The 9,874-nt window shown below is 59.4% G+C and carries 7 protein-coding genes; all 7 read left to right on the top strand.

What is annotated here, in order from left to right; translation table 11 throughout:
• Positions 1 to 323: 323 nt before the first annotated feature.
• The 7 genes from QZR17_RS07820 (at position 324) to QZR17_RS07850 (ending at position 9,398) form a co-directional block, all read left to right on the top strand.
• Positions 324 to 1,412, top strand: coding sequence for a DUF2027 domain-containing protein (locus tag QZR17_RS07820; RefSeq protein ID WP_297129644.1), 1,089 nt, complete (start codon positions 324 to 326; stop codon positions 1,410 to 1,412).
• Between the two features lie 37 nt (positions 1,413 to 1,449).
• The gene (locus QZR17_RS07825; RefSeq protein ID WP_296164462.1) at positions 1,450 to 1,944 is read left to right on the top strand and encodes a CYTH domain-containing protein; all 495 of its coding nucleotides are present in this window, start codon (positions 1,450 to 1,452) and stop codon (positions 1,942 to 1,944) included.
• Between the two features lie 10 nt (positions 1,945 to 1,954).
• Complete coding sequence (locus QZR17_RS07830; RefSeq protein WP_297129645.1) at positions 1,955 to 3,706, top strand: bifunctional UDP-sugar hydrolase/5'-nucleotidase; 1,752 nt, start codon at positions 1,955 to 1,957, stop codon at positions 3,704 to 3,706.
• 11 nt (positions 3,707 to 3,717) lie between these two features.
• Positions 3,718 to 4,791 carry a mannose-1-phosphate guanylyltransferase gene (locus tag QZR17_RS07835; protein ID WP_297129646.1) on the top strand — a complete coding sequence of 358 codons (1,074 nt, stop codon included), beginning with the start codon at positions 3,718 to 3,720 and terminating at the stop codon, positions 4,789 to 4,791.
• Positions 4,792 to 5,079: 288 nt separating this feature from the next.
• The gene (locus tag QZR17_RS07840) at positions 5,080 to 5,886 is read left to right on the top strand and encodes a glycogen/starch synthase (protein WP_297129647.1); all 807 of its coding nucleotides are present in this window, start codon (positions 5,080 to 5,082) and stop codon (positions 5,884 to 5,886) included.
• 122 nt (positions 5,887 to 6,008) lie between these two features.
• Positions 6,009 to 7,457, top strand: a complete 1,449-nt coding sequence (locus QZR17_RS07845; protein ID WP_297129648.1) for a DUF4270 family protein — start codon at positions 6,009 to 6,011, stop codon at positions 7,455 to 7,457.
• Positions 7,458 to 7,544: 87 nt separating this feature from the next.
• On the top strand, positions 7,545 to 9,398 hold the full coding sequence (locus QZR17_RS07850; RefSeq protein WP_297129650.1) for a serine hydrolase: 1,854 nt from the start codon (positions 7,545 to 7,547) through the stop codon (positions 9,396 to 9,398).
• The last annotated feature ends 476 nt before the right edge of the window (positions 9,399 to 9,874 follow it).

Below are 9,874 nucleotides of genomic sequence, written 5' to 3' on the forward strand. Positions count from 1 at the left end.
CGGAACAAATGCCGATATCAACTCCCTTATCTCTGCTGTTTCCATACGCTAAAACTACTGTCTGGTCCCTTATCTATTGTCTCCTCAACAAAGGTAATCTCTTTTTCCTCCCCCTCCCAGCACATCAAAATGCGAATTAGCCGGACTGATGCCTTAGATACGGCACGATAACCTACCTGCTGCCCATTACGGGGATGGTCCTCAGGCATCCGGGCAGAGCGCCCGCTCCATCGTCATCGGTCAGCCACTAAGCGGTGACCGCTGTGCTGATGTGTCGGTACCGGCAAAATGGGTACATTTGTGAAGCATGAGCAACGAAATATATGAGTAATACGATAAAAGTGGGTGACCGAGTTCGCTTCCTCGATGCGACAGGAGGCGGCGAGGTGACCCGTGTCAGTCGGGAGGGAGTGATCTATGTGCGGGATGAGTCGGGATTTGAGCTGCCGACCCGTGCCAGCGAAGTGGTCCCGGTCACCGAGGGGAGTACGATCGCGCCCAAGCCGGTCGTCTCGAAGCCCGTTCGGGAGCCTGAGGTCGCCCCTCAGCCACACGTAGAGCCGGCTCGGTCGGCCGAGGAGCATCGTAAGCGTCCCGTGGATAGCGATCACGACCTGATCAACGCCTACCTCTGCTACCTCCCCGAGGATCCGGAGCGGCTGGGGACCTCTCCCTTTGAGACTTATCTCGTCAATGACTCCAATTTTGATCTCCTCGTCCTCTACACCTCCGGTCGGGGGGCGCTGCAGGAGGTCCGCTACGAAGGGGTTGTCCCCTTCGACAGCTCCGAGTTCCTCGAGAGCTTCCTCCCCTCGGAGGTGAGTGACCGGGCACATGTGCAGCTGACGCTGGTGCCGATGAAGAGGGGGACCCTCTACACTCCGCGCGAGCCGATGGTGGCGGAGCTGAAGGTCGATGGGACGAAGTTTTTCCGCGAGGGCGCTTTTGCTGCCAATGACTTCTTTGACGACGGCGCGATCGTCTATCATGCGGTGAAGGACGATCAGCCCTACAGGAGAAATAAGGTGGATGGGGAAAAGCTCGCCGAGGCGATGATAGCCAAGAAGAAACGCACCGATGCTCCTCATCCCCGACCACAGGAGGAGCGACCGATCTCCAAGGAGGAGCCGGTCGTGGTTGACCTCCACATCGACAACATCATCGAGACCACCGCCGGGATGTCGCCCAAGGACATCCTCGACTACCAGCTCGACTATGTACGGCAGGTGATGGAGAAGTATCGTCAGCCCAAGCTCAAGGGCACGACCGTGATCCTGATCCACGGTAAGGGCGAGGGGGTGCTCCGCAAGGCGGTCCTCGACCTGATCTCGAGAGAGTACCCGCGTAGCTCCACACAGGATGCCTCCTTTGCGGAGTATGGCTTTGGGGCAACGCAGGTCAAGGTGAGGTAAGCTCCCGTTCACTGATTTTCCTACAGACATTATTTATATGGCACTTGAGATAGAGCGAAAGTTTCTCCTGCGTCCCGGTATGACACTACCCTCCTCGGATCACGTGGAGAACATCCGCCAGTGCTACCTCGTCTCTGACGATGCGCTGGTGGTCCGGGTCCGTATCATCGATGAGGAGCGTGCGATCCTCGGGATCAAGATCTCACACGAGGAGACCCTCTCCGTACGGACGGAGTATGAGTATGAGATCCCCATCGAGGAGGCGCTGGAGATGATGTCGGTGGCATCGACCACCCCCATCGTCAAGCAGCGGCACGTGATCGAGGTGGGAGAGCGGAAGTGGGAGGTGGACTTCTTCGAGGAGGAGAATGAAGGGCTCATCGTCGCTGAGGTGGAGCTCCCCTCCCTGGAGACCTCTCTCCCCCTGCCGGAGTGGATCGGTCGGGAGGTGACCGATGACAAGCGGTATACTAATGGATCCCTTGCCCGCCACCCCTATGTGGAGTGGCAGGGCGATGTGGCTGAGGCCTGATAGACTGCGTATGAAGCGACTTATTCTTCTTTTTTTTCTCCTCCTCTCTCTGAGCCTCGTCGGCTGTCGGGAGCGGAGCGAGGTGGTGACGATCGATCTCTTCGAGACCGGTGACGTACACGGATCGCTCTTCCCGGAGAGCATACTGGAGGGTGCTGATACCGGTGGCGGCGTGGCACGTGTGGCTGCGGTCGTCCGCTCGTACCGCGAGCGTCCCGAGGCGAGACCTGTGTTGCTCCTCGATGCGGGGGACCTCCTGCAGGGGCAGCCACTCACCTATTACTATAATGTGGTAGATACTACCTCCACCCATGCGGTAGCCGAGATGTACAACTACCTCGGCTACGATGCGATGACGGTCGGCAACCACGACATCGAGACCGGTCACAGTGTCTACGACCGCTTCGTCCGTGAGGCGAACTTCCCTGTCCTCGGGGCCAACGTGGTGGATACCGCTACGGGTAAGCCCTACTTCAAGCCCTATGTGGTGGTGGAGAAGGGGGGCAAGAAGATTGCCATCCTCGGCCTCACCATGCCGACCCTCACAGAAAACCTCCCGCCCCATCTCTGGAGCGGGCTAGAGTTTAGAGACCAGGTGGAGACCGCCCGGGCCTACCTGCCGGAGATCCTGGGTCAGAAGCCGGATCTCCTAATCTGTCTCATGCACAGTGGTCCGGGAAAGAAGGAGGGGGATCCTAGACCTATGACTGCCAATGTCGGCTATGACCTGGCACGGGCGATCCCGGAGGCGGATATCGTCCTTTGCGCTCACGACCATCGGGCAGCCCTCGACTCTATCCCTCGCGAGGCGGGCGGCTACACCTATATCCTCGATGTGGGAGCTGACGGGCGGATGCTCTCCCACTGCGAGATCTCTTTCGGGGTGAGCGGGAGTGGCAAGCCGGTCGTCCGGGTCATGCCCGAGCTGATCGACCTCTCCGCGTACGAGCCGGATAGCGACTTCATGGAGCACTTCGCTCCGGTGGAGCAACAGGTGCGGGACTATGCTTCACAGCCTGTGGGGCGTCTCACCGCCCCAATGGACTCGAGGTGTGTCTTCTTCCGCCCGGCGCCCTTCACCGACCTCATACACCAGCTGCAGCTGGAGCTCTTCCCTGAGGCGGAGGTCTCCTTGACCGCCCCCTTGGTGGAGAACCTCGTCATCCCCGCCGGTCCGATCCGGGTGGCGGATCTCTTCAACCTCTATAAGTACGAGAACTATGCCTACCTCATGCGGCTCCGCGGGTCGGAGCTCAAGGCTCACCTCGAGGAGAGCTACGACCGGATGATCCGGACGATGACCTCACCCGAGGACCCGCTCTATCGGATCGATGAGTCGAGGAGAGGCGGACCTTACCTGCCGCTGGAGGGTCCGTCCTTCAACTTCGACACCGCTGCCGGCATCAGCTACTTGGTCGATGTGACCCGCCCCTCCGGAGACCGCATCGAGATCACCGGGGTGGGGAAGGGGAGACCCTTTGATCCCGAGGCGGAGTATCTCGTCGTGATGAGCTCGTATCGGGCGCAGGGCGGGGGCGGTCTGCTGACCCACGGAGCCGGCATCCCCAAGGGGGACCTCCCCGGGCGCGTCATCCGCACGACCGATCACGACCTGAGGTACTACCTGACGGACTTCTTCCGCCGGCACGATCCCTACACCCCACACATCATCTCCTCCTGGACCTATGTCCCCGATGCGTGGGCGGAGGTGGCTATCCCTCGAGACAGCGCATTGATATTCCGTGACTTTCCTCGTCCCTGACTATGATAGATATGGTACACACGCACGCCTACGGGGTGCTGATGGCCGGTGGCATCGGCTCACGCTTCTGGCCGATGAGCCGTCGTGAGCAGCCCAAGCAATTCCTCGACATCCTCGACGAGGGTCGGACGATGATCCGCTCCACCGCCTTCCGCTTAGAGGCGGTGGCACCGGCGAGCCACTTCTACGTGGTGACTGGTCAGCTCTATCAGGACGAGGTGCTGCGGCAGCTCCCCTACCTCCATCCGTCGCAGGTGCTGACGGAGCCTGTGGGGCGCAATACCGCACCCTGCATTGCCTATGCTGCCTACCGGATCTACGCGGAGGATCCTGAGGCGATCATGGTGGTCTGCCCATCCGACCATCACATCGATGATGCGGTCGCCTACCAGAGGGTACTCCATCAGGCGATCACCTATGTGGCGGAGCACGACGTCCTCATGACCATCGGCATCGAGCCCACCTATCCCGCGACCGGATACGGCTATATCGAGCTCACCGGTGAGCCTGACGATGGGGTCTACCGCGTGGCGCGCTTCAAGGAGAAGCCTGAGCTGGAGGAAGCCAAGCGCCTGCTCGCCCGAGGCAGTCACCTCTGGAATGCCGGGATCTTTGTCTGGAAGGCGATCGACATCATCAATGCACTCGAGAAGTACCTCCCCGATGTGGCGGTCCACTTTGCCGAGATCCGGACCTATGGCGAGCCGGGCGAGGCAGAGGATGCTGCAGCTGCTTACCGCCGCTGTCCCTCCATCTCCATCGACTATGGTGTGCTGGAGAAGGCCGACAACGTCGTCGTCCTTCCTGGTAGCTTCGGCTGGGATGACATCGGCACTTGGTCGGGTCTTGAGCGGTATATGAAGGAGCACCGTGAGACCGCCAGCGACGAGCAGACCCTCTTCCTCGACGGGAGCGATGGGACCTTTGTTCGCGAGACCACGAAGGGGAAGAAGGTGGTGGTCAATGGCCTCGAGGACTTCCTCATTGTCGACACCCCGGACCTGCTCTTCATAGCTCCCAAGGGCGACGAGGCCTACCTGACGGAGCTGATCCGCAAGTACCCCAAGGAGACCGGCGTCGAGTGACCTCTCTCCGCCCGACGCAGAGGGGCTCAGAGAGAGTGCCCGCGCAACAGCCTGTACCTCAGCACCCATTTAGGGTCAAATTCTTTTACCGGTATTAGACGACTCTAATACCGGTAAAAGAATTCACTAATATCGGTATTAGAGTTTCCTAATACCGATATTAGCCCGTCGGTCGCCCTCGTGGTGCGAGGTGTAGTTCCTTGACAGGGTCTATTCATAAAGGTGAACTTTTGAAAAGAGCTGAAAAATTGGTATCTTTGGTCTAGCTCGGAAAGAACATCAGAACTTATGAATAAAAAGAAGATACTGTACATCGCTCAGGAGATCTCGCCCTACGTGGAGGAGAATGTGAGTGATCAGTCCAAGATCCTACCTCTCGGCATGCTCGCTCGTGGTCATGATATCCGTACATTTATGCCTAACTACGGCACCATCAACGAGCGGCGCAATCAGCTCCACGAGGTGATCCGTCTCTCGGATGTCAATCTCACGGTCAATGATAAGGTACACCAGCTGGTGGTCAAGGTGGCATCGCTTCTCCCGCAGAGGATGCAGGTCTACTTCATCGACAACGATGACTTCTTCTCCCGCAAGGGGACGGTGACCGACAAGGAGGGCACCCTCTATGCTGACAACTGCGAGCGCTCAGTCTTCTTTATCCGCGGGGTCTTCGAGACGGTGAAGAAGCTCCGCTGGGTCCCGGACATCATCCACTGCCAGGGCTGGTTCTCCGGCCTCGCACCGCTCTATCTCAGCACGCTCTACAAGGACGATCCCGCGCTATCGGGTGCCAAGGTGGTCTTCTCGATCTACGACATGACCCCGCAGACGCCCTTCGGTGAGGAGCTTACCCAGGTGCTGGAGTACGATGATATACGGCACGAGCTCCTCGATGGCACCTCGCTGCGACGTGACGATCTCTACAAGCTGATCTTCAGCTACGTGGATGGTCTCCTCTTCGCCACGTCCGATGTGAGTGACGAGACGCGCGAGGCAGCTAGTAAGCTCAGCCTGCCGGTGATGGACTACGACAATATGGAGGAGTCCATCGAGGCGGTGGATGCCTTCTATGACCAGTTGCTGAGTAAAAAATGAGTTAAGGTGACCCCTGCCACCCTCTCTTTGATATAAAATTGTCACCTTTGCAGGAGCAAGATAGGGACCACTCCGGTCTCACTTGTCTCCTGATACACTATTTGCCATCACTCATGACCAAGATGACTCATAAGCTTAGCCTGCCTCTCGCCTCCCTTCTCGTGGGCGTGTGTCTCCTTCTCGTCTCGTGCGAGGACCGGTCCAATACACTGGGGGTGGGGATGATGCCGGACTACACGCGGTTTAAGTCCTTTGACACCACCTTTGACCTCTCCTATCGGACTATCTCGGCCGATATGAAGGGCACCGGGAGCACCACCTCCGGCACGCAATACAATAGGATGTACGTCAGCTCCAATTACGGCTACATCGGGCGGATCCCCAATCAGGAGTTTGGTGGCATAGAGACGGAGTATCTCACGCAGATGTACTGCCCTGAGGGCTTCCTCTTCCGCGATCAGCCGGTGGATAACCGCATCGACTCCGCCTTCCTGACGCTCTACTACGATGGCTACTCAGGCTACGGAAAGGATCTGGTGGAGGTGGCAGCATATCGGCTCGATAAGCCTCTCCCCGGCAATAGCAAGTACTCGCTCGAGAGTATCTCTGACTACTACACCCGGGGCGTGAGTAAGGAGCTGGGGCGTGCCTCATTCATGGCAGTGACCGGCACCCCGCACGAGGGCAAGGGGACCTGGGTCCGCATCCCGATCGCACGGGAGATCGGCCAGGACTTCTACGACAAGTCGGTCGCCGGGAGCGAGGTCTTCCGGAGCCAGGCCGCTTTTGACCAGTACTTCCCCGGCGTCTACTTCCGCGTATCTGCCGGTACCGGCAGTGTCATCCGCGTTGTGCGGACCGCACTGACCTTTTGCTACCGCACGAAGCAGATGCTCAAGCGCCGCTCCACCGGCAAGGTCGACTCCCTCGCTTACGTGCCGACGATACAGGAGCTCTCGCACACCAACGAGGTCCCTCAGCTCTCCCGCTTTGCCAATACGGGGCTGAGTGAGCTGATGACTCCGGGGACCGACTACGCTTATGTCAAGTCTCCGGCAGGTGTGCTGGCAGAGATCACTATACCTACCCGTGAGATCAAGAAGAAGCTGGACGAGGCCCCCAAGGGCTCTGTCCGCGTCCTTGCCTCGGCACCTTTCGCCATTTCGGGCGAGAATCGCCAGCTCTCCGAGTATCAGCTGGTCTACCCGACAAGCCTCGTCCTGATGCCGCGGGACTCTGTGGCACATTTCTTTGAGAGCGAGCTGACCGATACCGACTCCCCCTTCACCACCTACGTGAGTAGGCAGGCGATCCAGGGCTCCTCGACCTACACCTTTGGCAACATCTCGGCGCTGATAAGCAAGCATATCGAGAAGAAGCCCGATGAGGATCTCCGTGTCGTGGTCGTCCCGGTGCAGTATGTCGCTGCTGAGCAGCAGCAGAGCGGGGCCGTCTCGCCCTCCTCGGTGACCAATTTGGTGCTCCCATCCACGCTTAAGATCAAGATGGATGGGAAGAATAATAAGCTCAGAGTCTATATCAACGAACGCAAGGAGGGGTCGCCCTTCTGATGTGCTTCGCACAAGTATCCCAAGGAGACTCCTCGATCCGATGTGGTAGGGGGAGTCTCCTTTCTTGCCTTTCGACACCCTCTTGTGATGAGAAAATCGTATAACACCCTCCTTCTTCTCCTTCTGCTCCTTCTCACTGCTCCCACCGCCGTGCTTCACGCTCAGTCCACGCTGGAGGAGCGGTCGCGGTCGGTGATCCTGGTGAAGAATATGCAGGGACTTGTGCCCCTTTCTCTCAGTCCGTCCGAGCGCATCACCCTGCTGAGTGACGACCTGCAGGCTGTCAAGCCTCTCACTCGGCGGCTCGGGAGCTACCTGCCGGCGGATCGGATCTCCGTCCGATCGCTGACGAGGGTCCCCTCCCTCACGGCTGACGATCTGCTCGTCGTGGTGGTCACCAAGGGTGACCGCACGTTGCCAGGAGAGGTGGACTCGCTACTTAGTGAGCGAAAGAGCGTGCTGCTCTTCGTGGACCGCCCCTCGGCGGACGCCTATACCCATGCCGTCATTGCTGCTGATGCGATCGCCATCTCGGCTAAGGGCACGGAGGGGATGAGTGCGCTTGCTGATGCCCTGATGGGCGGGATCCCCTTCGGTGGGACGCTGCTGGACGACAAGCCGACCCTTTTCCCCAATGGCGCCGGTCTCACGACCACTAAGACCCGCCTCGCAACCGCCTTGCCCGAGGATGTAGACCTCGATGGGCGAGTCCTCGCTCGGATCGATCGCATCGCAGAGGAGGGGCTTAGGGCTGGTGCCTACCCCGGCTGCCAGGTGCTGGTCGCCAAGGATGGGTATGTGGTCTACAGCAAGGCTTTTGGCTTCAAGGATGCGAGACGAAAGGAGCCGAATAGTACCGAGACGCTCTACGACCTCGCCTCGATGACGAAGGCGATGGCGACCGTGCCCTTGGTGATGATGGCGGACGATGAGGGCAGACTACGGCTCAGCGACCGCATCGATAAGCATATCGACTACCTCCGCTGGAGCAATAAGGGTGACGTGAGGATCTCACAGCTCCTGCAGCACTGCGGGGGTATGCCGGCGGTGATCCGCTTCTATGAAGAGATGATCGACGATGCCAGCTATGACCCGCCGCTGATCGCCTTTCGCCTGACAGAGGGCTACCCGACGCAGATGGATCGAAATGCCTGGGCAAGATCGGGATTTCGGTACAGGAGCTCGATGGTCAGCCGCGACTCGACGGCAGTCTACTCGCAGCGCTTCTGCAAGGGGCTCTACCTCTCCCCAGAGGTACGGGAGATGATGCGTCGGGAGATGAAGGAGTGCAACCGCCGCAGTGGGGGCTACCGCTACAGCGACATTGACTTCCTGCTCCTGCAAGAGGTGCTGGAGCACTCCTACCGGAGGGGGCTGGACACGCTCTTCAGCGAGCGGATCGCTGCACCTCTCGGACTCACGCGCCTTTGCTATAGACCGCTGCAGCACTTTGGTCCCAAGGAGATGGCCGAGGGACAGCGGGACAACTTCCTCCGTCATCAGACCCTGCGAGGCGACGTGGATGATGAGGCGGCAGCTATGCTGGGTGGCGTGAGTGGCAATGCGGGTCTCTTCGGCAACGCCGAGAGCTGTGCCGTGGTCTGTCAGATGCTCCTCGATGGCGGACGGTATGGCGGGCGGATGCTCATCGATGCGGAGACGATCCGTCACTACACCACCTACCGTCACCGCCCCTCGCCCTATGCGCTCGGCTTTGACCGGCAAAGGGGTGACGGACGAGGAAACACCTGCGAGGAGGCACCGATGAGTGCTTATGGCCATACAGGCTTTACCGGCACCTGCTTCTGGATCGACCCGACCAATCAGATTGTCTACATCTTCCTCAGCAATAGGGTCGCACCTCAGCGCTGGAATCGTAAGCTCTCCTCCCTCGACATCCGCACCCGCATCCAGTCGGTGATCTATGATGCTCTCCCCTGAGATCTCTTCTGGAGTCGCACGGGTCGGACGGCAGCAGCGTCAACGGAGGCCATTGACACAGCGCTTCCCTGCCGGGGTGCCATCCTGCCGGGGCCGATCCCGAAGGGGCGCATATGAAAACGTCAAATAGATGGCATATCGGCATCCGTAAGGATGCCCGTTTCCTATGCATCGGTCGAGCCACGAAGTGGCGAAGACCGATGTTATAGCATAGGCATTACGACTCGACCCCTTGTGGGTCGCCGGGAAGGGCAATGTCTGCTCGGCGACGCCCTGGCGGGGTCGCGGTGGTCGGTTGTGTCTCGACACATCGGTCACCGCTTCGCGGATGACCGATGCCTATGGAGCGAGCACCCTTCGGATGCCTCACGGATGAGCCCCCTTGGTATATGATTACTCAAATGCGTCATCCCTGCCCCGACTACGCCTACCGGGGGATTTTCTTAACTTTGTGGCGGGTAGTGGATTGGGCCACT

This window comes from uncultured Porphyromonas sp., assembly GCF_900541275.1.
Lineage (GTDB): Bacteria > Bacteroidota > Bacteroidia > Bacteroidales > Porphyromonadaceae > Porphyromonas_A.